Annotated in this window: 19 protein-coding genes and 2 pseudogenes; 11 read left to right on the forward strand and 10 right to left on the reverse strand. The window is 76.1% G+C overall.

The annotated features are described in order from the left end of the window. Positions 1-261: 261 nt before the first annotated feature. The 3 genes from AB0H83_RS42595 to AB0H83_RS42605 are packed head-to-tail and all read right to left on the reverse strand — an operon-like array spanning position 262 to position 7,120. Positions 262-4,848: a hypothetical protein gene (locus AB0H83_RS42595; protein ID WP_360106388.1), complete on the reverse strand. Its 4,587-nt coding sequence runs from the start codon at positions 4,846-4,848 to the stop codon at positions 262-264. Beyond that, a complete protein-coding gene (locus AB0H83_RS42600; protein WP_360106391.1) occupies positions 4,848-5,612 on the reverse strand; it encodes a hypothetical protein in 765 nt (254 codons plus the stop codon). The genes AB0H83_RS42595 and AB0H83_RS42600 overlap by 1 nt, the downstream gene beginning before the upstream one ends. Continuing rightward, positions 5,609-7,120, reverse strand: a complete 1,512-nt coding sequence (locus AB0H83_RS42605) for a hypothetical protein (RefSeq protein ID WP_360106394.1) — start codon at positions 7,118-7,120, stop codon at positions 5,609-5,611. Before AB0H83_RS42605 ends, AB0H83_RS42600 begins: the two co-directional genes overlap by 4 nt. Before the next feature lie 139 nt (positions 7,121-7,259). On the opposite strand from AB0H83_RS42605, the gene AB0H83_RS42610 reads away from it, so the two are divergent. Beyond that, positions 7,260-7,565: a hypothetical protein gene (locus AB0H83_RS42610; RefSeq protein WP_360106397.1), complete on the forward strand. Its 306-nt coding sequence runs from the start codon at positions 7,260-7,262 to the stop codon at positions 7,563-7,565. 9 nt (positions 7,566-7,574) lie between these two features. Further along, positions 7,575-7,946: a hypothetical protein gene (locus AB0H83_RS42615; protein ID WP_360106400.1), complete on the forward strand. Its 372-nt coding sequence runs from the start codon at positions 7,575-7,577 to the stop codon at positions 7,944-7,946. Between the two features lie 45 nt (positions 7,947-7,991). Here AB0H83_RS42615 and AB0H83_RS42620 read toward each other — a convergent pair whose 3' ends face one another. Genes AB0H83_RS42620 through AB0H83_RS42630 form a run of 3 tightly spaced genes read right to left on the reverse strand, consistent with a single transcriptional unit; the run spans position 7,992 to position 10,457 of the window. Further along, entirely contained in the window at positions 7,992-8,981 is a 990-nt protein-coding gene (locus AB0H83_RS42620; protein WP_360106403.1) for a hypothetical protein, read from the reverse strand. Beyond that, a complete protein-coding gene (locus AB0H83_RS42625) occupies positions 8,981-9,499 on the reverse strand; it encodes a SigE family RNA polymerase sigma factor (protein WP_360106406.1) in 519 nt (172 codons plus the stop codon). The genes AB0H83_RS42620 and AB0H83_RS42625 overlap by 1 nt, the downstream gene beginning before the upstream one ends. A 58-nt stretch (positions 9,500-9,557) precedes the next feature. Next, positions 9,558-10,457, reverse strand: coding sequence for an ADP-ribosylglycohydrolase family protein (locus tag AB0H83_RS42630; protein ID WP_360106409.1), 900 nt, complete (start codon positions 10,455-10,457; stop codon positions 9,558-9,560). 40 nt (positions 10,458-10,497) lie between these two features. Between AB0H83_RS42630 and AB0H83_RS42635 the strand changes: the two genes are divergently transcribed. Then, the gene (locus AB0H83_RS42635; RefSeq protein ID WP_360106412.1) at positions 10,498-11,166 is read left to right on the forward strand and encodes a class I SAM-dependent methyltransferase; all 669 of its coding nucleotides are present in this window, start codon (positions 10,498-10,500) and stop codon (positions 11,164-11,166) included. A gap of 4 nt (positions 11,167-11,170) precedes the next feature. Here the strand turns inward: AB0H83_RS42635 and AB0H83_RS42640 are convergent, their stop codons facing one another. Continuing rightward, positions 11,171-13,315, reverse strand: coding sequence for an Hsp70 family protein (locus AB0H83_RS42640; protein WP_360106415.1), 2,145 nt, complete (start codon positions 13,313-13,315; stop codon positions 11,171-11,173). An 83-nt stretch (positions 13,316-13,398) separates the two neighbouring features. On the opposite strand from AB0H83_RS42640, the pseudogene AB0H83_RS42645 reads away from it, so the two are divergent. The 5 genes and pseudogenes from AB0H83_RS42645 to AB0H83_RS42665 all read left to right on the forward strand — a co-directional run. Then, positions 13,399-13,923: pseudogene (locus AB0H83_RS42645) on the forward strand (flavoprotein); the annotation flags it as partial. 135 nt (positions 13,924-14,058) lie between these two features. Further along, positions 14,059-14,727, forward strand: a pseudogene (locus AB0H83_RS42650) (alpha/beta hydrolase); the annotation flags it as partial. A 78-nt stretch (positions 14,728-14,805) separates the two neighbouring features. Beyond that, a complete protein-coding gene (locus AB0H83_RS42655; RefSeq protein WP_360106418.1) occupies positions 14,806-15,969 on the forward strand; it encodes a serine hydrolase domain-containing protein in 1,164 nt (387 codons plus the stop codon). Positions 15,970-16,104: 135 nt separating this feature from the next. Next, a complete protein-coding gene (locus tag AB0H83_RS42660) occupies positions 16,105-16,404 on the forward strand; it encodes a hypothetical protein (protein WP_360106421.1) in 300 nt (99 codons plus the stop codon). 26 nt (positions 16,405-16,430) lie between these two features. Beyond that, positions 16,431-16,877 carry a glutaredoxin domain-containing protein gene (locus AB0H83_RS42665; protein ID WP_360106474.1) on the forward strand — a complete coding sequence of 149 codons (447 nt, stop codon included), beginning with the start codon at positions 16,431-16,433 and terminating at the stop codon, positions 16,875-16,877. Positions 16,878-16,899: 22 nt separating this feature from the next. Here AB0H83_RS42665 and AB0H83_RS42670 read toward each other — a convergent pair whose 3' ends face one another. Next, a complete protein-coding gene (locus AB0H83_RS42670; protein ID WP_360106424.1) occupies positions 16,900-18,087 on the reverse strand; it encodes an ROK family transcriptional regulator in 1,188 nt (395 codons plus the stop codon). Between the two features lie 75 nt (positions 18,088-18,162). On the opposite strand from AB0H83_RS42670, the gene AB0H83_RS42675 reads away from it, so the two are divergent. Both AB0H83_RS42675 and AB0H83_RS42680 read left to right on the forward strand, forming a co-directional pair. Then, positions 18,163-19,017, forward strand: a complete 855-nt coding sequence (locus AB0H83_RS42675) for an RNA polymerase subunit sigma-70 (RefSeq protein WP_360106427.1) — start codon at positions 18,163-18,165, stop codon at positions 19,015-19,017. A gap of 44 nt (positions 19,018-19,061) precedes the next feature. After that, positions 19,062-19,832, forward strand: coding sequence for an SDR family oxidoreductase (locus AB0H83_RS42680; RefSeq protein ID WP_360106430.1), 771 nt, complete (start codon positions 19,062-19,064; stop codon positions 19,830-19,832). Positions 19,833-19,840: 8 nt separating this feature from the next. On the opposite strand, the gene AB0H83_RS42685 is transcribed toward AB0H83_RS42680, so the two are convergent. After that, positions 19,841-20,638 carry a permease prefix domain 1-containing protein gene (locus AB0H83_RS42685; RefSeq protein ID WP_360106433.1) on the reverse strand — a complete coding sequence of 266 codons (798 nt, stop codon included), beginning with the start codon at positions 20,636-20,638 and terminating at the stop codon, positions 19,841-19,843. Further along, complete coding sequence (locus AB0H83_RS42690; RefSeq protein WP_360106436.1) at positions 20,635-20,979, reverse strand: helix-turn-helix transcriptional regulator; 345 nt, start codon at positions 20,977-20,979, stop codon at positions 20,635-20,637. Before AB0H83_RS42690 ends, AB0H83_RS42685 begins: the two co-directional genes overlap by 4 nt. Before the next feature lie 59 nt (positions 20,980-21,038). On the opposite strand from AB0H83_RS42690, the gene AB0H83_RS42695 reads away from it, so the two are divergent. Further along, the gene (locus tag AB0H83_RS42695) at positions 21,039-21,863 is read left to right on the forward strand and encodes a sulfite exporter TauE/SafE family protein (RefSeq protein ID WP_360106439.1); all 825 of its coding nucleotides are present in this window, start codon (positions 21,039-21,041) and stop codon (positions 21,861-21,863) included. The last annotated feature ends 130 nt before the right edge of the window (positions 21,864-21,993 follow it).

Here is a 21,993-nt window from a genome sequence, read left to right on the forward strand (position 1 = left end):
CCGCCGCGAGCCAACACTGCACCCATGGCGAGCGGCCCGAGCCGCTCCGCTGGCCACTCACACCGTCCCCTCCGCTACGCCCCGGCGCCGCCGCGAGCCAAACCTGCACCCATGGCGAGCGGCCCGAGCCGCTCCGCTGGCCACTCACACCGTCACCTCCGCTACGCCCCGGCGCCGCCGCGAGCCAACACTGCACCCATGGCGAGCGGCCCGAGCCGCTCCGCTGGCCACTCACACCGTCACCTCCGCTGCGCTGGCCGCTTACAGCAGCGTCTCCTGGTGCGGGAACGTGAGCCGGGCCGTGGTGATGCCCTCGATGACCTGCTCGTCGTTGAGCTCCCGCTCCTGCACCTGGGCGTAGTTGCGGCCGCGGTGGTGGGTGTTGCGCATCCGCACCACGTTGGGGAAGCGGCCGACGGCCCGCATGTCGCCGAGGCCGGACAGGAACACCAGCTGGATGCCGTTGGCCGCGGCGACCCGGCGCTGCAGGTCCAGGAACGCGACGTAGTTGGCGGTGCCCAGCGGGTTGTCCATCGGCAGCACGCCGAGGCCGGGCACGTCACCGCCGCGGTTCGCGGCGCGCAGCCGGGCGAGCATGCAGAACAGCAGCAGGCTGATCGTCACCTTCTCGCCGCCGGACCACTTGCTCATCAGCTCGACCGGCTGCCGGTCCTCGCCCAGCTCGGTGGACGGCTTCAGCACCCGGGCGGTGAAGTTGCCGCGGCCGACGACGGCGGTGGTCGCCTCCCACACCAGGCTCAGCCCGTCGGGGATCGTCTCCTGGCGGGCGACGAGGCGCTCCACGAGCCGCTCCACCCGGCTGCGCAGCGTCGCGTCCGTGGTGTCCACGGTGGAGCGCGGGCCGACGTCGAGGAACCGCCGGTTGCGCAGGTGCTCGGCGAGGCCAGGCGGCAGCTGCGCGTGGTGCTGGGCGCGCTGCAGCGTCTTGAGCCCTTCCCGGACCTCGGCGCACAGCGCGGTCACCACCAGGTGCTTGTCCTTGTCGACGGCCTCCAGCTCGCCGGCGAGCGCGTGCCGGTACGTGCGCAGCTCCCCCGCCAGCCCGCGGGCCGCCTCGGCGGGCAGCTCAGCGGTGTGCTCGCCGCGGAACCGGTCGCGGACCTCGGCGGTGACCGCGGCGAAGCGTTCCTCGCCGGCCCACCGGTCGACGCGGTGCACCTCGGCGGCGAGCTGGTTGCGGGCCGCGGCGAACGCCTTCTCGGCCGCCTGCAACGCCCGCCGGGCCGCGCGCCCGGCCTCCCGGGCCGCGTCCACGTCACCGTCGAACGGTGCCGCGCCGGCCTCGCCGCGCTCGCCGAGGTCCGCCTCGAGGTCCCCGGCCAGCCCGTGGAAGTCCTCGGCCCGGCGGTGCTGCAGCTGCGCCGCCTGCTCCTCCGCCGCCTGCCGGTCCCGGGCGGCGCGGACGGTCTCCCCGGCCAGCTCCAGCTGCTCCCGCAGATCTTGCCCAAGGTGTACGACCAGTGCCGGCTCCCCCGCGGCGGGCCGCTGCGCGGCGCGTTCGGCGAGCTCCTGGCGGGCCGCGTCGCGCTCGGACTCGGCGCGGGTGGCGGCCGCCCGGGCCGCGAAGTGCTCCTGCTCCGCCAGCTCGGTGTCGCGCGCGACCAGCGCCGGGTCGGCGGCCTCGGGGGTGGCCGCGAGCCGCGCCGCCGTCTCGTGCTCCTCGGCGCTGAACTGCCGCAGCTGCCGGTCCAGCGCGTCGAGGCGCCGCCCGATCTCGCTGATCGTGGCCTCCAGCGCATCGCCGGAGGAGCGGCGCAGGTACGCCTCGTCGGCGGCCTGGTACGCGCTCATCGCCGCGGCCAGGCTCACCGGCCGCGCCGGCGCCGGCGGGCGGGGGTCGGCGACCCGGCGCAGCTCGTCGATCCTGGCGCGGTGGCCGCGGGCCGTGACCCGGTGCTGCTCGGCGCCGGCGGTGCAGCGGGCAGCGACGGCGGCGTACCCGCGCTCCTGCTCCTCCGCCTGCTCCAGCTGCCGCTCCAGGTCGGCGCGGCGGGCCGGCAGCTGGGCCAGCTCGGCGCGCTGCCGGTCGGCCTCGGGCGCGCGGCGGCACAGGTCCTGCAGGACGCCGAGGCGGGTGGCGAGGATCCTGCGCCGCTCGGCGAGCCGCTGCTGGGCCTCGCGCAGCCGGCCGGCGCGGGCGTCGAGGTCGCCGCGGGCCGCGTCGAGCTGTGCTGCCCGGTCCCGCGCCTCGCCGAGCAGCTCGCCGGCCCGGCGGTGCTCGGCGTCGAGGTGCTCGCGGTGCCCGGGCGGGCAGCGGTCGGCGAGCTGCCGCAGCTGGTCCTTGAGCCGCAGGTCGTGGTCGCGGGCGTCGAGCAGCTCCTCGACGCGTTCGCCGCGGTCGCGGCGGCTGCCGGCGCGCCGGTCGGCCTCCCGGGCCGCGGCGGTGCGGTCGAACATGGCCGGCGCCGGCTCCAGCACGAACCCGGTCTCGCGCACCGTCCCGCCGGTGCCGCCACCGCCCCGGGTCGCCTCGTCGAGGCGGGCGCCGTCCCGGGGAGCCCCGTCCGCGTGGGCCGCGTCCCGGGTCGCCTCGTCGAGGCGGGCCGTGGTGGAGATCTGCACGGCGCTGGTCGGGAAGAGGTCCGCCCGGCGCAGCGCGTCGCGGGCCCGGGGCAGGTCGGCCTCGTCGTGCAGGAGCAGGCCGCCGACGAGGTGCGGTACCCGCTGTACCGCGGCCGCCCACCGATCCTGCGGGACCCGGTCGGCGAGATGGTGCCAGCCGGTGACCGCCGGGATCCGCTCGGCGGCGAGCACGTCGGCGGCGCGGGCCAGGTCCAGGGCCGCGGGCAGCAGCCCCCGCGGCGACGCGAGGGCCTGCACCGCCCGGTCGTCCTCGGCGTCGGCGACCGCCAGCTGGATGCGCTGCCGGTCGGCGCTGATGATCGCCTCCGACAGCTGGTCGACGAGGAGCCGGTGCTCGGCGACCGGGTCGACGGTGTCCCGCTCGGTGAGCGCGGTGAGCCGTGGGTCGGTGGCGAGCGCGTCGATCTCGGCGAGCAGCGGCGTCCGCACGCTGTCCAGGGTCGCCAGCTGCCTGGTCAGCTCGGTGACGGCGGCGTGCACCGCGGCCCGGTCCCGCTCGTGCGCGGCCCGGTCGGCGTCGAGCCGCTCCGCCTCGGCCGGTAGCTCCTCCGCCAGCCGGCGGGCCGCCGCGTCGTCCTCGCCCCGGGCCGCCGCCAGCGCCCCGGCCAGCCGCTCCACCGTGACCGCGCCGCCGCCGTCGACGCCACCCGCGCCGCGTGCCTCGTCGGCGCCGCCCGCGCGACCTGCCCCCTCGGCGCCACCCGTGCCGCGTGCCTCGTCGGTGCCATCCGTGCCACCGGCCGCTTCGGCGCCGGCCGTGCCACCGGCCGCGGGGCCGGCGGTGGTCAGGTGGCCGGCCTCGGCGGCGGCGTGCAAGTCATGGTCGAAGGCGGCGAGGTGCTGCTCGATCGCGCGCTGGCGGCCGCCGAGGCCGCCGAGGTCGGCGCGCAGGCCGTCGGCGAGGGCGCGGGACTTCGCCTGCTGGTCGGCGGCGTCGGTGGCCTGTGCGGCCAGGGTCTCGACCGTGTCGTCGAGCTCGGCGCACGCGTCGCGCAGCACCGACAGGTACACCGCGGCCGCCTCCGCCCTGGCCTGGCGCAGCGGGGCGGCGCCGGCCTCGGCCTCGCGCTGCCGGCCGCGGGCCGCCTCGAGGCGGGAGGTGAGCTGGTCGCGGTCGGTGAGGGCGGGGACCAGCTGCCAGGCGCGGTGCAGGCGGCGGCGCGCCTCGACGGTGCGGGCGGCGTCCTCGACGGCGGCGAGCGCGTCGGTGTGCCGGCGGGACGCGGCCTGCCACTGCTCCTCGCGCAGCAGCACGTCGAGGCCGGCGGCGCGGGCCTGCGCGTCCTGTGCGGCGCGGGCGGCGGCGGCCGCCTCGGCCTCGTGCGCCGCGGCCCGCTGCGCGGCCTGGGCGGCGGCGCCGGTGAACGCCGCGGCGAGGCGCAGCGCCGCCGCCCGGGCCGCGCCGGCCTCGGTGGTGGCGGTGGTGACGGCGGCACGGGCCCGGTCCAGGACGTCGAGCAGGTCGACGGCCTCGTCGCAGAACGCGATCTCGGCGCGCAGCCGCGGCTGGCGGGCCAGGCGTTCGCGGGTGCCGCGCAGGATCGTGGCCACCTTCGTCGCCGAGGTCGGCTCGGTGACCAGGCTCAGCAGGTACTGCACGAAGTCGTCGGACGTCTTGAACTTGAAGTGGTGCTCGATGCCGCCCTCTGCGGCGTTGATCCGCAGGATGGCGGTGAACAGGCCCGGGTCGAGGCCGCGGTCGTGCAGTGCCTGCGCCCAGCGGTCCTGCTTGGTGGTGACGACGGCCTCGGCGGTGGCGGGCAGCGCCTCGACGGTCCGCACGAACTCCTTGAAGTCCGCGCCCGCGAACGGCAGGCTCTCGACCTCGGGGCCGGGGGTGAAGGCGTACCAGCACTGCTTCAGCCGGTCGTGCCCGGCGTTGGGGTCGGCGGGCTGGACCCGGTCGGTCCACTCGTAGACGGCGCCGGTGACGAGCCGCCGGCCGGTCGGGTCGGTCCACTCGACAACGACGTGGCCGGTGTCGGCGCCGAGGATGCAGTCCTCCAGGTGCCGGCCGGTGGTCGCGGTGGCGAGGAAGTCCCGCCGGTCGGGCCGGATCAGGGCGCAGACCAGCGCGATCAGCGTCGACTTGCCGCCGCCGTTGCGCATCCACAGGATCGTGTCCAGCGGCCTGCCGTCCCGGCCGGTCAGGTCGAGCCACACGTCGCGGAACCGGGCCGCGGGCGAGCCGACCCGGTCCAGGTAGATGCGGCGCATCTGCCACAGCCGCGCGGGCGCCGCCATCAGTGACCCTCCACAGTGGACCCCGCGACGACCGCGGGCGCGGCCGGGGCCGCAGCGCGGCGCACCGCGCGCAGCGCCTCGAGGGCCTCGCCGCCGGCCACGTCGGCGACGAGCAGCCGGAACCGGTCGGTCAGCTGATACGACGTGGCCCCCATCTGCGGAAGCTGCCGGGCGGCGCCCCGCTCGACCAGCCAGCCGAGTACCTCCAGGACCGCGAACTGGGTGCACCCGCGGGCCGGCCCCGGCAGCCGGTCCTTCGGCTTGAACGCCGCGGTGCGCCGGTACACCTCGGCGGCCTTGCGGGCCTGACCGTCGACGGTGTCGGGATCGCCGGGCAGGGCGAGGACCCGGTCGATCGCGTCGCGGACGAACCGGTCCAGCGCCGCCACCTCGACGATCTTCACGTCGGTGCCGTCGAGGTCGATGTCGTGCGGGAAGGCGTACGCCGCGATGCCCAGGACGACCAGACCGGCGATGAGCTTGTCGTCGGCGGCCATGCTGCCACCGCGCAGGTCCGCCATCCGCAGCGCGAACACGCTGCCCGGCTGGGTGCTCAGCACCAGGCCGGTGCGGGCCGGCGCGCCGAGCACGACAAGGCCGAGCCCGCCCGCGACGGTGTCGACGGCGTCGCGGAAGGCGGTGTTGGTGCGGTACCGCTCCAGCAGCTGGCCGTAGGCGTTGCCGTCGGTCGGCCGGGCGCCGGTGCGCAGCCCGAACGCGACCAGTTCGGCGGCCGCCCACACGTCCTCGATCGGGACCGTCATGCCTCGAGCCCTCCTTCGTAGCTGACCAGCAGGTCGTCGCCCCACGCGAGGGGATGGTCGAGGCGGTCGCCGGAGCGCTCCGCGGACAGCGCCGAGACCAGCGCGGTGAGGTCGGCGCCGCGATCCTCGTCCGGATCGGCCACGTCCGGCGCGTACGACCACAGCGCGCTGAGCAGCACCAGCTCGCGCACGTCAGCGCCGCTGGCGGCGGCGGAGTCCAGCAGCGCCGACAGCGCGACCGGGCCCGCTGACGCGCGGTGCAGGACACGGGTCGCCTCGGCCACCACCGCCGGCGGGTACGCCTGGAGGTCCACGCCCTCGACCTCGCCCGGCGTCTCGGGCTCCACCTCGTCGGGGCCGGCGGGGCGGGGCGGGGCGAGCAGCATGTCGACCAGCCCGTCCAGGTGCAGCAGCCGCGGCACGCGCAGCCCCAGCACCCTGTCGCCGAACGCCTCCGCGACCACCCGCGCGTCGCCGGCGGGCGCGGCCAGCACCGGGTGGAACAGCTCCGGCTCGATGTTGAGCAGGCGCAGGTGGACCCGGCGGGCGAACACCTGGCTCAGCTGCGCCTGCAGGAACACGCCCCGGGCGCCGGCGACCCGCTCGGCGAGGTCGAGGTGGACCCGGCGGATACGGCGCAGGGTCTCCACGAGGTCGCCGGAGGCCTGCCGCACGGCGCTGTCGGTCTCGGTGTCGATGCCGGCCGCGACGTGGTTGAGCACCTCGGCGTCGGCGGCGATGCGGGCCTCGACGTGGTCGCGGGCGCGGGCCAGGCGGTGCGGCACGTCGGTGATCCAGTCGAAGGCCCGCACGTCGCGGCGGGTGGCGTCGAGCACGTCGGCGAGCGACGCGGACATCGCCACGGACACCCGCTCGGCCTGGGTCGCGGTCCGCGCGGCGGCCTCGAAGCGCCGGTCCCGCAGCTGGCGCTGCAGCACCACGGAGAACGCCGCCTCGGCGTCGTCGACGTCCAGGTCGAGGCCGTTGAGGTACAGCATGACCGCCTGGTGCGAGGCGAGCACGACCGCGCCGTCGGGGCCGTCCTGCAGCTGCAGGAGCTTGAACGCGTACTCCTCCCGGCGCGGCGGGGTGACCTGCGCGTCGACGAACGTGTAGACGAACGCGCCCTGGTTGTCGGCGTCGTTGAGCAGGCCTTTCACCACCCACCGGGCGGCGTCCTGGTGGTCGTCGGCGGTGCCGGCGGGGTGCATGACGGCGGCGAGCTCGGCGGTCGACTCGACGAGCTCGGCGAGGGTGACCTGCCGGGCGAACCCCATCGACGCGACCGCGATGTCGACCGCGGCGAGCGCCAGCTGGCGCAGGTCGTAGGCCTGGTGGACGGTGGCGTGGGCGGCGTTGCGGACCAGCCGGGCAACCGGGTCGGTGAGGATCAGCGCCCGCCAGCGGGCGCGCATCGACGCGTCGGCGGCCGGCGAGCGCACCTCCGGCTGCTCGGAGCTGCCGACCGGCCCGGTGTCGAACAGGTCCGGCTGCCACTCCTGCACCACGCGCGCTTGCTCCCCCGCCTGTTCCGGTCCGATCCGATCCGCTCCGGTCCGGTCCGCAAGGATATCGGCCGAAACCGGGGCGCGTCACATCGCCGCCCGTCCCGGCACGTCAGGGGGACGCCCGGCGTAGCCTGCTGGTGTGCTCGTCGTCGTGTTCGTCGCCGTGGCGTACGCGGTGCTGACCGCCCTGCACGCCTGGGTGATCCGGCACCACCGCCTGGAGGGCGCCTACGAGCCGAGGGCCGCGCGGTGGCTCGCGGCCAGGTTCGGCCCGCTGCCACCGCCCCGCGCGGCCGGCCCGATTCTGGCCCGCCGCGAGGCGAAGGCGTTCGACCGGCTGCTGACCGGCGACCTGGACCCGGCGCAGTACCGGGCGCTGATGGCCGCCGTCGCCGCCCAGGACGCCGTCGAGCGCCCCCTGCGGGTCCCCGGCCCGCGGCCCTGAGCCCCCGCCATGACCGACCGGGCACGGCTGGGGCAGCTGCCCGGCCACGACGTCGGTCCGGGCGCCGAGCAGCGCGTGCCCGGCCGGGTCGAAGACGAGCGCGCCCCGCAGGCCGCCGCTGGTCCTGGCGACCGCGACCCCGTGCCGGCCGGACCGCTGGCGCAGCACCGCCAGCAGCGCGCCCGGCTCGGCGGGCAGGTCCGCGACGTAGCCGGGTCGGGCCGGCGCCGCTGCCCGCCGGCCGTCTCCACCCCGCCGGCGCAGCCGGGCAGCCGCACGTCGGGCTGGCCGGCAGCGCGCACCAAGCCGTCGCGGGGCCCCGTCCAGGTTCCAGGGCCCATCAGGCGGGTCCGGCCCAGCTGTTGCGGTAGCGGCCGTTGACGCCCGCGTCGGCACGTCAGGGGGACGCCCGGCGTGGCGTTCAGTTCACCTGGCCGGGCCGAGGCTGATCTTCCCCGGTCCGGGGAGGTTGACGTCGATGGTCGCGGTCACGGTGCCCTGGCGGGTCAGGACGTACACCTTGCCGTCGTGCGCCGCGAGCAACTCGTCGGAGCTCACCCACACCGCGTCGTAGGGGAATGGCCACAGCTGCCCGGTGGCGAGGTCGATGAGCCGCCAGTTCGTGGCCGTGCCGTCGAGGTCGCCGACGATGTACTGGCCGCCCGGCGACTGGGAGAACGGGCCGGACGGGGTCAGCCCAGCCGGCACCGAGACGTAGTGCTCGCCGCTGAGCGCGTCGAACACCTCGAGCCGGTCGACCAGCTCCGCTGCCTCGCCGCCGGAGCGGTCGGCGATGGGCAGCACGACCGTCTCCTGGCCGAACCAGACGAAGGTGCAGCGGCTGCAGTCGTACCGGGCGTGGTTGATCCAGTGCCTGGTCACCGCGCCGGTGCGGGCGTCGATGACGGCGAACCCGATCCTGAACGGCTCCTTCTGGATGACCTGGGTGACCAGCCGGTCACCGCGCGGCGACCAGTTGTACGCGCCGCCGAGGCCGGTGGTGTCCACGGTCATCACGTCGGTGCCGCGGACGCTCATCAGCCGCACCGACCCGGGTCCGTCGTCGACCAGGACCCGGTCGCCGGTCGGGGCGGGCAGCACCGTGCCGCGGACCGGCAGCGTGACGTACTTGCCGGTGGCCCGGTCCAGGACCTGGTTGCCGACGCCGGTGACGACCCAGCCGCCGGGCAGTCCGGGCGCGGCCGGCTGCGCGCGGCGCTGCGGCTGGGACAGCAGCGCCCAGGGCAGCGCGACGGCCACGACCGCGGCGACCGCGGCGGCGGCCGCGGCGATCCGCCGGGTCCGGCGGATGCGGCGGCCCCGGGCCATGCTGGCCGCGGCGAGCCCGCTCGGCGGGCCGGTCAGCTCCGCCGACATCTCCTCGATCGTCTCGTGGAGCAGCTGCTCGAAGCGCATCAGCGTCGTCCTTCCACGAGGTCGGGAGACCAGTCCAGCTGCGGCACGAGCTCGCGCAGCTTGGCCAGCCCGCGCGAGGCCTGGCTGGCCACGGTGCCCTCGCGGCAGGACAGCACCGCGGCGGTCTCCTCGACGCTGAGGTCCTCGAAGTACCGCAGGATCAGCACGGCCCGCTGGCGGGGCGGCAGCGCCCGCAGGGCGTCGCGCAGCAGCAGGCGCAGCGCGGTGTCGGTCTCCAGGTACCGGGGGCCGGCCCGCTCCGGCAGCTCGGCGACGGTGACCTCGGCCTGCCGGCGGCGGCTGCGCCACCCGGAGGCGAACTCGTTGTAGATCATCCTGCGCAGGTAGGGCTCCGGCTCGTCGATGCGCCGCCACCGCGCGAACGCCTTGGCCAGGGCGGACTGCACGAGGTCCTCCGCGGCATGGCGGTCACCCGTCAGGGCGTACGCGGTCTTGAGCAGCGCATGCGCGCGCTGCTCGACGAAGGCCGAGAACTCGGCCTCCTCGGGTGTCTGCACGGCGGGCACCTCCTTCACCCCCTTGGACGCCGGGGGTGCCGGAAACCTTGCACGCCGCTCAGGAATCGCCGGTGCGCACCCACGCGGGCAGCGGCTCCCGGTGGGTGAGCCACGCGTCCGGGATCGCGGCGCGGCCCGCCGCCGCGGCGACCACACCGCCGGTGATCGCGGCCGTGGTGTCGACGTCACCGCCGGCCTCGACACAGGCGAGGATCGCGCCGCGGTAGTCCGACAGGTGGGTCGCGGCGGCCCACAGCGCGAACGGCACCGTGTCCTGGGCGAGGACCCGCGAGCCGTTGCCGAGCGTGTACGCGGCCTCGGCGACGCTCGCGCCGAGCAGGTCGCGGGCGCGCCGCAGGCCCGTCTTGACCTGGCTGTCGACCTGGTACGCGAGCACCGCGTCGAACAGCTCGACCGGCTCCAGCGGCGCCTCGACGAGCCTGCCCCAGGCCGCCTCGGCGGCCGCGACGGCGACGGCGACCGCGCCGAGGATGCCCTCGCTGTGCGCGTGGGTGACCTCGGCGGTGCGCATCGCGTCCAGCGCGGCGCTGCGGGAGTCGCCGGCGTGGAACGCGCCGAGCGGGGCGACCCGCATCGCGGCGCCGTTGCCCATCGAGCCGAGCCCGTCGAACGCGGCCCGGGCCGCCTCCCGCCACGGCACCCCGTCGCGGATCTGGTGCAGGATGGCCACGGCGCCGCCGCCGTAGCCCCGGTACGGCTCGTAGCGCCGGGCGAACGCGGCGGCGAGCCGGTCCCGGTCGATGCGGCCGTGGACGGCGAGCTCGTCGACGATCGAGCAGGCCATCTCGGTGTCGTCGGTCCACGGCCAGGCGCCGGGTGGCTCGGCCGCTTCGGTGATGTGGGTGACGGTGGTGCCCGGCACGAAGAACTGGGCGCCGACCGCGTCGCCGACGGACAGCCCGTCGAGGCTCTCGCAGCACAGGTCGAATGAGGTCATGTCGCCGGCAATGATGCCACGGCTGTGGCATGGTGTGGCGATGTCCGAGGTCACCACCGACGGCCGCCCCGTCGGCCTGTACGCGGTGCTGCCGCACAGCGGCGAGCCCGCCTTCGTCCACGCGAACGTCCCGCCGGGCGCCGCGGTCCTGGACCTCAGCCGGACCGGCGGCCGGATCGCCGACCCGCTGGTCGCGCTGGGCCACCCGGTGACGGTCGCCGACGACTCCGCCGGGATGCTGGCGCTGGTCCGCGACGCCCGGACCGTCCAATCCGGGCTCGCTGCGCTGGACCTCGGCGAACGGTTCCCGGTCGTGCTGGCGCAGGGCACCCGGCTCAACGCGGCGGACCCCGCGGACAGGGCCGAGCTGCTCGACGCGTGCCGCCGGCACGTCGCCCCGGACGGCCAGGTCGTCATGCAGTGGCTGCCGCCGTCGTGGTTCGACAAGGCGGCGTCGTCCACCGGCCGGATCTGGCCCGTCGAGGTCGACTTCGAGGTCGAGTCCTTCGACGGCACCGTGCTGCGCAGCCGCTCGACCTACCGCCTCGACGACGCCCGGTGGGAGCTGCGCGGCGCGGCGCGCCGCCTCAGCCGCGCCGAGCTGCACGCCGCCCTCGCCGGTGCCGGCCTGCGCTTCGACCGTCACCTGCGCGGCGGCCGCCAGTTCTTCAGCGCCGTGCCGGTGGACGGACAGCGGCCGGGCACCTGAGCGGTCAGGCGGTGACGTCCAGGATGGCCTTGGCGGGCCGCTTGCTCTGCATGCCGGTCAGCTCGACGGTGGTGGCGCCGCGCTTGAGGGTCCGCGTCGGCATTGTCCACTCGACGGTGCCGGCGACGGCGGGCTTGACGGTCTGCTGCACCCCGTTGACCTTGATGGTGACCTGCTCGGTCTTGGTGAAGCCGGTGCCGGTGACCTTGACCGAGGCACCGATTTTGACGGTGTCGGGGACGAGCTTGACCGACGGGCCGGCGGCGCTCGGTGCGGCCGACACGGCGGGACTCGTGCCGGTGGACCCCGACACGGTGGCGGTCGGGGTGGGCGCCGCCTTGCCCGTCCAGCCGTCGATCTTGTCGCGGCCGGCGCTGAGGAGGCCGCGCCCCCACGGGGTCAGGGCCAGCACGATGATCAGCGGCACGGCGATGAGGCGCAGCCGCCGGAACATCCGGGAGATCGAGAAGCCCCGGCCGCCGCGCCGGGTGCGGGTGGGCGGGTCGGCGGGCGGCTGCGGGGGTTCGTCGCGGGTCCGGCGGTCGGGCTCGTCGCGGGCGTACTGCGGCATGAAGTCGTCGTCGCCGTAGATCGCGACGTTGCCCTGCAGCGTCACCCCCGGCCCGATGATCACCGACGGCCGCTGCGTGCGCTGCTGCGGCACGGCCGGCTGCTGGGGCTGCGGCGGCGGGTACCCGGCCGGCGCTCCCTGGTAAGCGGAGGGCTGGTACGCGGACGGCTGGTACGGGGGCGGCGCCGAGGCCTGGTACGCCGGCGGCGGGGACACCTGGTAGGCCGGCGGCTGGTAGGCGGGCGGCACCGGCGCGGGGGGCGCCGAGGCCTGGTACGCGGCCGGCGGCGCCGACGCCTGGAACGCCGGGGACGCCTGGAACGCCGATGCCGGCGGGGAGGCTGAGGACGCCGGGTGGTACGCGGCGGGCGGCGCCGACGTCTGGTAGGCCGCCGGCGGTGCGGACGTCTGATATGCCGGCGCCGAGACCGGATAGCCGGCCGAGGGCGTGACCGGCGGCGCGCCGGACCCCGTGGCGGGCGCCGGGCGGTCCACGGCTGCGGGCCGGCTGTTGCCGAGCAGCAGCGCCCCGAAGGCGACCGGCAGCTCCGGCTGCTCCGGCACCACCGGCGCCAGCCCGAACCGGGCGTGCAGCCGGCTCGCCACCAGCGGCAGCCGGCTCGAGCCGCCGACGAGCAGGATCGCGTCCAGCTGCGCGGCCGGCACGCCGGAGCGCTGCAGGACGCGGCGGGTCTCGTCGACCGCGCGGTCCACCAGCGGGCCCGCGACCCGGTCCAGCTCCTCGCGGGTCAGGTGGGTCGCGACGTCGACGCCCGGCACGTGCACCGGCGCCGAGGCGGCCCTGGAGAGCATCTCCTTCGCGGCGCGTACCTCGGACCAGAACGTCATCCGGTCGCGGAAGTCGGCGGGGGTCTGCGGGTGCTGCAGGCGCCGCCACAGGCCGCCGTCGTGCGCGGCGATCTGCTGGCCGAGGTGGCCGACGAGCGCGGCGTCGACGTCGGTGCCGCCCAGGTCGTCCAGGCCGCCGGTGGCGAGGACCCGCAGCCCCTCAGGGGCGGCCTGGGCCACCGTGACGTCCAGGGTGCCGCCGCCGAAGTCGAAGACGGCGACGCTGCGCCCGGGGGCGATCTGCGAGCCGAGCACCCGCATGCAGTACGTGGCCGCGGCGACCGGCTCGTCCAGCAGCGTCACCCGGCCCAGCCCGGCGACCGCGGCGGCCTCGGACAGCACGGCCCGGCGGCGCGGGCCCCAGTCGGCGGGGCAGGTGAGCACGGTCGTGCCGCCGGCCAGGACGCCGGTCTGCGCGGCCTCGCCCGCGACGCGGCGCAGGATCGCGGCGAGCAGCTCGACGACCGGTACCTCGCGGTCGCCGAGCAGGATGAGGCCCTCGTCGATGTGGCCCTTCGGGTTCGGCTCGTAGCGGGCCGCGTCGGTGGCCATGTGCCGCTCGGCGTCGCGACCGACGAACACGGTCCCGGACGCGTCGGCGAACACCGCGGACGGCAGCAGCGGGTTACCGTCGAACAGCAGCGGGCGGGGCGTGCCGTCGCCGCGGTCGACGACGGCGACCGTGTTGGAGGTGCCGAGGTCGACGGCGAAGCGGACCTGACCCTGCACCGTGCCCTCCCCGGCGTCGTCACGGACCGAACGCCGAATGGTACGCCACCCCGCGCGGGGTCCGGGCGGTTAGCCTGTGCCTCATGCCGGTGCTGTACGTCGTCGCCTGCGGTGGCCGCCCGGCCGCCGACCTGCCCGCGTTCGTCGCCGCCGCGCAGGACGACGGCTGGGTCGTCTGCGTCGTGGCCACCCCGGACGGGCTGAAGTTCCTCGACGCCGCCGCGCTGGAGGCGCAGACCGGGTATCCGGTGCGGTCGCGGTACAAGCAGCCCGACGAGCCCGACGTCCTGCCGCCCGCGGACGCGTTCGTGGTCGCCCCGGCCACCTTCAACACCGTCAACAAGCTCGCCGCCGGGATCAGCGACACCCTCGCCCTCGGCCTGCTCAACGAGGGCATCGGCCTGGGCCGCCCGGTCATCGTCGTGCCCACCCCCAACGTCGGCCTGTCCAACCACCCGGCCTTCCAGGCCGGCCTGCGCACCCTGCGCTCCTGGGGCGTGACGGTCCTGTTCGACCCGGCGTCGGTGCCGCCCCTGGACAGCGACACCACGACCCCACCACCTCCGTTCCCCTGGCCGGCCCTGACCGACGCGCTGCACGCCCTGCCCCCGATGAGCCGTGGCGACCGCGCGGTGCTGACCGGCGACGGGTGCCGGCTGTGGACGCGGGCCGGCGGGGACGGGCCGGTGCTGGTGTTCGTGCACGGCGGGCCGGGGTTGTGGGACATGGCCGGCGACCTGGCCACGATGTTCGCCGGGCACTACCGGACCGTGCGCTGGGACCAGCGCGGGTGCGGCAGGTCGCAGCGGCGCGGGCCGTACACCTTGGACCGCAGCATCGCGGATCTCGGGACGGTGCTCGACGCGCACGCCGACGGGCCGGCCACGCTGCTCGGGCACTCCTGGGGTGCGCACCTGGCCCTCGAATTCACGCTGCGGCACCCGGAGCGGGTCCGGCGGCTGGTGTACGTGGCCGGCACCGGCATCGACGACGAGGACACCTGGAAGCCCGCGTTCCGGGAGCGGACCCGTGGCACGCCCGGCGGGCTGGACCGGGAGTCGGTCGTGCGGCAGTGGACGGCCGAGTTCCCCGACCGGGCGCGGGCGGCGGCGCACGCCGAGGCGATGGCGACGCCGTGGTTCGACATCAACGGCGAGTGCAACGCGACCCTCAACGCCGAGATCGCGCGGCGGCTGCGGGAGACGGACCTGGCCGCGCGGTGCCGCGGGCTGCGGGTGCCGGTGCTCATCGTCGACGGCAGCGAGGACCTGCGGCCCCGGTGGGCGGTGGACTCCCTCGCCGCGGCGCTGCCCGAGGTGCGCCGGGTGGTGCTGGAGGGCGCGAGCCACCTGCCGTGGGTCGAGGACCCTGACGGCTTCTCGGGGGCGGTTCTGGGGGACCCCCGGAGGTAAACCCCGGATGCCCGTGCGGCACCGCCGGCGACAGGGTGGATGCGACAGATTTCCACCTATCGTTGGGAGGTGTCCGCTTTGCGGGTACCCATTGCCGCCCTGGTCGCGGCCGCACTCGTCATCGGACCGGCCACCGCGGCGGATGCCGCCGCAGGTGGCGGGGAGGCCGGCCGGCACCGCTGCACCACGCTCGCCGACGGGACCCCGCTGCGCGGGGCGCTGGAAGGGCTGCCCGACGAGGAGGCGTCCGGGGCGCTCGTCCTGATCAACGACGCCGCCGGCTGCCGGCAGGGCACGGCCGGGGTCGCCGACGTGCGCACGGGGCGCAGCGTGCCGAGCGACGGCCGGTTCCGCATCGGCAGCATGACCAAGACGTTCACCGCGGTGGTCGCGCTGCAGCTGGCCGCCGAAGGACGGCTGGACCTGGACCAGACCGTCCAGCACTACCTGCCGGACCTGCTGCCCGCCGGGACGGCACCGGTCACGGTGCGCCAGGTGCTCACGTACACCAGCGGCATCAACCACATCGTGGTGCCGAACAAGCAGGTGGACTGGTTCCTCGCGCACCGTTACGACCGCTGGGCGAAGGGCAGCCAGATCGACACGACGAAGCCCCTGGCGTTCCCGCCCGGCACGAAGCAGCGGTACGGCAACGTCGACTACATCGTCGCCGGCCTGCTGATCGAGAAGGTCACCGGCCGCACCTGGGAGTCGCAGATCCAGCGGCGCATCGTCGACCGGCTCGGCCTGCGCGGCACCACCGCGCCCGGCCGGGACGTGGAGGTGCGCGGCCCGCACGCGCACGGCTACGAGGCGACCGCGGCCGGCTGGGTCGACGTGACCCGCGCCGACATGTCCCTGCAGTGGTCGGCCGCGTCGGTCATCTCGACCGCGCCGGACCTGGACCGGTTCCTGATGGCGCTGTTCAGCGGGAAGCTGGTGCCGCAGCCGCAGCTGGAGGAGATGTTCACCGTGCCGGCCGGGGTGCCCCTGTACGACGGCAACGATGACCCCGCCGATGACAAGGACGCGGTCTACACCGCCGGGCTGACGAAGCTGGAACTCGGGCCGGTGACGATGTGGGGCAAGAGCGGCGACCGGCCCGGCTACAACAACGGCATGGCCGCGACCCGCGACCTGTCGGCGCGGCTGATCTTCTCCGTCAACACCCTGCACATGGGCGGCTCGGAGCAGCCGCTGCGCTCGCAGCGCATCATCATGGCGGCACTGCTCGGCATGTGATCCACGGCGGCCCCACTTGCCGCACCCGCCGTACGGGGAGCGCGGTGGACGCCGAGTGGGGCCGCCGGATCGGGCTGCGGGCGCGGCGACGTCTCCCCGGGTGCCCGGTGACCGGTTGAGGCGCACACTGGGCGGATGGGCCCGCGTCTGCTCACCCCGCTGCTCGCCGCCGCGCTGCTCACCGCCTCGCTCACCGGGTGCTCGCTGAAGGAACGGATCTGCCGCTCCGGCGAGCACCCGGTGAAGGCGGTCGGCAACGCCACCGGCCGCACGTGCGTCCGCGACGGCACCGACCCGCCGGCCGGCTACGTGCGGTACCCGGCGGACAAGACCCCGACCCACGTCGGCGACGAGTGGGACCGGTACTGGAGCGACAAGGTCCTCGACGAACGCGGCAACCTCGTGCCCCAGGCGCCGGCCGGCAGCGCCACGTGAGCCAGTACGGTGGTGCCGTGATCCGGATGTGGATGGTGCCGCTGGCGTTCGTGGCGTGCGGCACGGCGATCGCCGCCAACCAGGTCGCCGACGGGTCCATGGGCGCCGCGGTGCTGTTCGGCCTGGTCTTCCTGGGGCTGGCCGTCGTGTTCTCGCCGCTGAGCTTCCCGCGGCACACGCCGGCGGCGGTGGCGCAAGCGTCGGGCAGGCCGGTCGTGTACTGGCGGCCCGGCTGCCAGTACTGCCTGCGCCTGCGGCTGAGCCTGCTCGGCCGGGCCCGGCACGCGTCGTGGGTGAACATCTGGCGCGACCCCGACGGCGCCGCCGCCGTGCGGGCCGTCGCCGACGGCAACGAGACCGTCCCGACCGTCGTCCTCGACGGTACGGCCCACGTGAACCCGAGCCCTGCCATGGTGCGGCCGCACCTGCGGCCCGGCCCGGCGCGTCCCCCGGTGCCGCGCGACGTCGCGTGACGGCGGATCGGCGGCGCCGGCGTCAGTGGTAGCCGGCGGGCGGCGGGGTCTGGCGGTAGAGGGCGGCGATGGCACCGAGCGCGCCGCCCTCGTCGCCGAGGCGGGCGGCCCGGACGATCCGGTCCCCGGCGCCGGCGCCGCCCGTGCCGGCGCCGCTTCCAATGACGGCGGTGCCCGTGCCGGTGCCGGTGCGTTCGGCGATGGTGGCGGCGACCCGGTCGACGACGCCGGGCCAGCAGCGGGTGAGCCGGCCGCCGACCACGATCTGGGCCGGGTCGAGCACGAGCGCGGCGGCGGCGAGGACCTGCCCGACGGCGTCGGCGGCCTCGTCAAGCACCGCGGCGGCGACCGGGTCGCCGCGGCGCAGCGCCGCCTCGAGGTCCTCGGCGGCGCGCACGGCCAGGCCGCGCCGGCGGCAGTTGCGCAGCACCGCGGGCACCGAGGCGACGGTCTCCAGGCAGCCGCGGCGGCCGCAGCGGCACGGGTCCGCCGCGGCGCCGGGGACGCCGGCCGGGACGTGACCGAACTCGCCGGCGACGCCGTGGCCGCCGGCCACGAGCCGCCCGCCGACGACGAGGCCGCCGTCGATGCTTTCGGCGAGCCGGATGTAGAGCACGTCGTCCAGGTCGGGGCCGTCGGTGATCGCCTCGGCGAGCGCGGCGAACCTGGTGCTGTTGTCCGCGACGACCGGCGCGCCGAACCGCTCGCGGAACGCCTCGGCGACCGCCGGCCCGGCCGGATGCGGACCGGCGACGCCGACGCCCACGCCCTGCAGCGCGCGGAAGCTGGCGCCGCGACGGGCGCCGACGTCGTCGATCAGGTCGAAGGCGACCGCGACCCGCTCCGGCCAGCCGGTGCCGGGCGCGTAGGTCGCGTGGCCGGTCGCCGTCACCTCGTGGGCGGCGTCGGCGACGGCGACGCGGACCCGGCTGTGGCCGAGGTCGACGCCGAGGAACTGCCCCGACGACGGGTCGAGCGTCAGCAGCTCCGCCGGGCGGCCGCTGCCGGCGCGCAGGCTCGCGTCGGTGTCGGTGACCACGACGGCGCCGCGGGACAGCAGATCGCCGGTGATCTCCGACAGGGTGGTGCGGGACAGGCCGACCTTCGCGGCGATCTGCCCCCGGCTGAGGGCGCCGTGCTCCCGCAGGACACGCAGGACGCGCGCCTCATGCGTGCGCCTGACCAGCGCGTGAACACCCTCGACGGACACCGCACCAGCTCCGGCAGATTCTCTATTAAAAGAATGGGAGATACATGATATCAGCGCAGCTCTAGACTCGGTGGAGTGACGTTCGAGACCCTCGCCGAGCCGCTGCGCGGCGAGCTGCTCGCGCACTGCTACCGGATGCTGGGGTCGCTGCACGACGCCGAGGACGCGGTGCAGGAGACGTTCCTGCGGGGCTGGAAGGCGTTCCCGGGCCTCGAGGACAAGGCCGGGGTGCGGCCGTGGCTGTACCGGATCGCCACCAACCGCTGCCTCACCATGCTGGACCGCCGCGGCCGCCGCGAGCCGCCCACCGACGCCGAGGGCGAGCCGCTGTGGCTGCAGCCGTGGCCCGACGCGCTCACCGGGATCACGGTCGAGCTCGCGTTCGTCGCCGCCCTGCAGCACCTCCCGCCGCGCCCGCGGGCGGCGCTTCTGCTGCGGGAGGTGCTCGGCTTCTCCGCTGCGGAGACCGCCGGGCTGCTCGACACGACCGTCGCCGCCGTCAACAGCGCCGTGCAGCGGGCCCGGAAGGTCCTGCCGGCCACTGACCCCGCCGCTGCCGCCGACCCCGCGACGCTGCGGATCGCCGCCGCCTACCGGGCCGCCTGGGAGGCCGGGGACATCGACGCGATCGCCGGCATGCTGGCCGAGGACGCGAAGTACTCGATGCCGCCGCTGCCCGAGGTGTACCGCGGTGCCCCGGCCATCCGGGCGTTCCTGCTGGACGGTCCCGTCCGGCACCGGTGGCGGTTCCTGCCCGCCAGGGCGAACGGTCGGCCGGCGTTCGGCACGTACCTGCTGCGCGACCGCTACGAGGCGGCCAGCATCGACCTGGTGACGGTGCGCGGGTCGCGGGTCGCCGAGGTGGTGTCGTTCCTCGGCCCGGCCCTGTTCCCCGCGTTCGGCCTGCCCGGGTTTCTCGATCCGCGATGAGTCGCGCCGCCGCCGGGGGTTGTACCGGTGACAGGCACACCGACATGGAGGGGACCATCATGCTGCTGGCTGGGAAGAACGCGATCATCTACGGGGGCGGCGGCTCGGTCGGCGGCGCCATGGCCAGGGCGTACGGCCGCGCGGGCGCGCGGGTGTTCCTCGCCGGCCGCACCCTCGCCACCCTGGACGCGGTCGCGGCGGACGTCCGCGCCGCCGGCGGGCAGGCCGGCACGGCCGTCGTCGACGCGCTCGACGAGCACGCCGTCGAGGCGCACGCGGCCGCCGTCGTCGCGGCGGCGGGCCGCATCGACGTGGCCGTCAACGTCATCGCCGACGCCGACGTACAGGGCACCCCGATGCTCGACATGACCGTCGAGGACTACCTGGCGCCGGTCGTGCAGTCGGTACGGTCGAAGTTCATCACCTCCCGCGCCGCCGGCCGGCACATGGCCCGCGCCGGCGGCGGGGTGCTGCTGTTCTTCGGCGGCTCCGGCCACCCGCCGCGCGACCTGCACCTGGGCGGCCTGCAGACGGCGTTCGAGGCGGTCGAGCAGATGCGCCGGCAGCTCGCCACCGAGCTGGCGCCGCACGGCGTGCGGGTGCTGACCCTGCGCACCGGCGGCCTGCCCGATGCCATCCCCGCGGACGTCCCGGGCCGCGCCGCGATCGAGGCGGACATCACCGGCCAGACCCTGCTCGGCCGGGCCGCGACCCTCGCCGACGCGGGCGACCTGGCCGTGTTCGCCGCCTCCGACCTGGCCCGCACGATGACGGGCACCGCCCTCAACATGACCTGCGGCGCGATGCTCGACTGACCCCGGTGCTACACCGCGGCGGCGCGCCGCCGGGCCCGCAGCCCGGCGGCCACGCTGATCATGCCCGCGAGGAGGCCGGACACGACGTAGCTGAGGGTCCAGTCCTGCATGAACGCGAAGGCCCCGAAGACGCCGTAGAACAGCAGCAGGAGCGCGGCGAGACCGAACGGCACCGCGAACGCCAGCCCCAGCACGGGCCGCGCCGGGGTCCAGGCGGTCGTGCCGAGCGGGGTCAGCCACCGCGCCGCGAACAGGGCGAGCAGCAGGCCGAACCCGGCGACCGCCACGACCGCGAACGGGAACCCCGCCCCACCGGCCGGCACGGCGGTGATGTGGGCCTGATGGATCGCGACGCAGTCGAGGCCCTCCACCGGCGGCACCCAGGGCCGGCCGCACATGTCGGGTTGACTGCCGAACCGGTCGGTCGCCACCAGCAGCCGCGCCCACGGCCGCGCGAGGAGCGAGGTGAGGACGCCGCTGGTGCCGTACCACGCGAGGGCGCCACCGGCCACGGCCCAGACCCCGACGGCGAGACGGAGCAGCGCCGCGCGGACACCCTCCCGCGCGGGCGGGACCTGCCGGGCGATGTCGGCGGCGGCACCGAACCTGGCGACCGCCTCCCGCTCCGCCGCCTCGGCGTCCAGGCCACGACCGACACCGTCCTCGGCCGCGGCGAAAAGGTGACTCTCGGCCTCGGCGAGGACGCGGCGACCGGACGCACCGGTGCCGGCCAGCCGGTCGAACAACTCGTCGAGATACTGCTCGATCGGCCCCGCCGACGCCGGCCCCTCCGACGCGCCCGTCATGCTGTCACCGGCCCGGCGAACGGCCCGGGGACGGGACCGATCACGGACTGGACGCCGGTGACGAAGCTGCGCCACTCGCGCTGCTTCACCGTCCTGGTCTCCCGGCCGGCGGCGGTCAGTGCGTAGACCCGGCGCCGGCGGGGCACCGCCTGCTCCCAGTGGCTGGCGACCAGCCCGTCGCGCTCCAGGCGGTGCAGCGCCGGATAGACGGTGCCCTCGGGCAGGTCGAACACGCCGCCGGACCGCTCGCGCAGCGCGGCGATCAGAGCGTAGCCATGCACGGGGCCGGCGTCGGCCAGCACGGCGAGCAGCAACAGGTCCAGATGTCCCCGGACGTCCATACCTAGGCAGCCTAGGTATGGTTACCGTCGATGTCAACGGTGGCGGGTACCGTCATCCGGTGCGGACCGTGCTGCTCGTCCTGGCGGGAGTGCTCGGCGGGGTGATCGGCACCGCGGGCGGGATCACGTCGCTGGTGACGTACCCGGCGCTGCTGGCCGTCGGGCTGGCCCCGCTGCAGGCCAACGTCGCCAACACGGTCGCCCTGATCAGCGGCGCGGTGGCCTCCTCGGCGGCGTCCCGGCCGGAGCTGCGCGTGCACCGGCGCCGGCTGCCGTGGTGGGCGGCGGGCGCGGTGGTCGGCGGCACCGCCGGGGCGGTCCTGCTGCTGGTGACGCCGCCGGGGGTGTTCGCGTGGATCGTGCCGTTCCTGATCGCGTTCGCCGCGGTCCTGGTGCTGGTCCGCCCGTCGGCCGGCCGTCCCTCACCGGCCACGGCCACGGACACGACGCCCACGACCGTGGGCACGGCGGCCGCCGCCGCGGGCACGGCGGCGGCCGGGTCCGGGGACCGGCGCGCGGCCTGGCTCCGGGTCGTCGCGGCGGTCGCGCTCTTCGCGGTGTTCGTCTACAGCGGCTACTTCGGCGCCGGGGCCGGCATCCTCACCCTCGCCATCGTGCTGCTGGTGGTCGAGCCGCACCTGGTCCGGGCCAACGCGCTGAAGAACGCCCTCACCGCGTGCGCCGACGTGGTGCCCGCGGCGATGTTCGCGGTCGTCGCCGACGTCGCCTGGTGGGCGGTCGTGCCACTCGCGATCGGCTCGGGGATCGGCGGCTCGCTCGGGCCCGCCGTCACCCGCCGCCTCGACCCGCGGGTGCTGCGGGCCGCGGTGGCGATGATGGGGTTCGGCCTGGCCGCCTGGCTGCTGGTGCGCGCGGCCGGCTGACCTCGCCGGGCCGAGGCAAGCAGCGGCCGGCTGACCAGCCCCGCCGGGCCGACGCGAACAGCGAACGGCCGACCAGCCCCGCCGGGCCGACGCGAACAGCGAACGGCCGACCAGCCCCGCCGGGCCGAAC

It is taken from the genome of Dactylosporangium sp. NPDC050688, from assembly GCF_040654515.1.
Taxonomy (GTDB): Bacteria; Actinomycetota; Actinomycetes; order Mycobacteriales; family Micromonosporaceae; genus Dactylosporangium.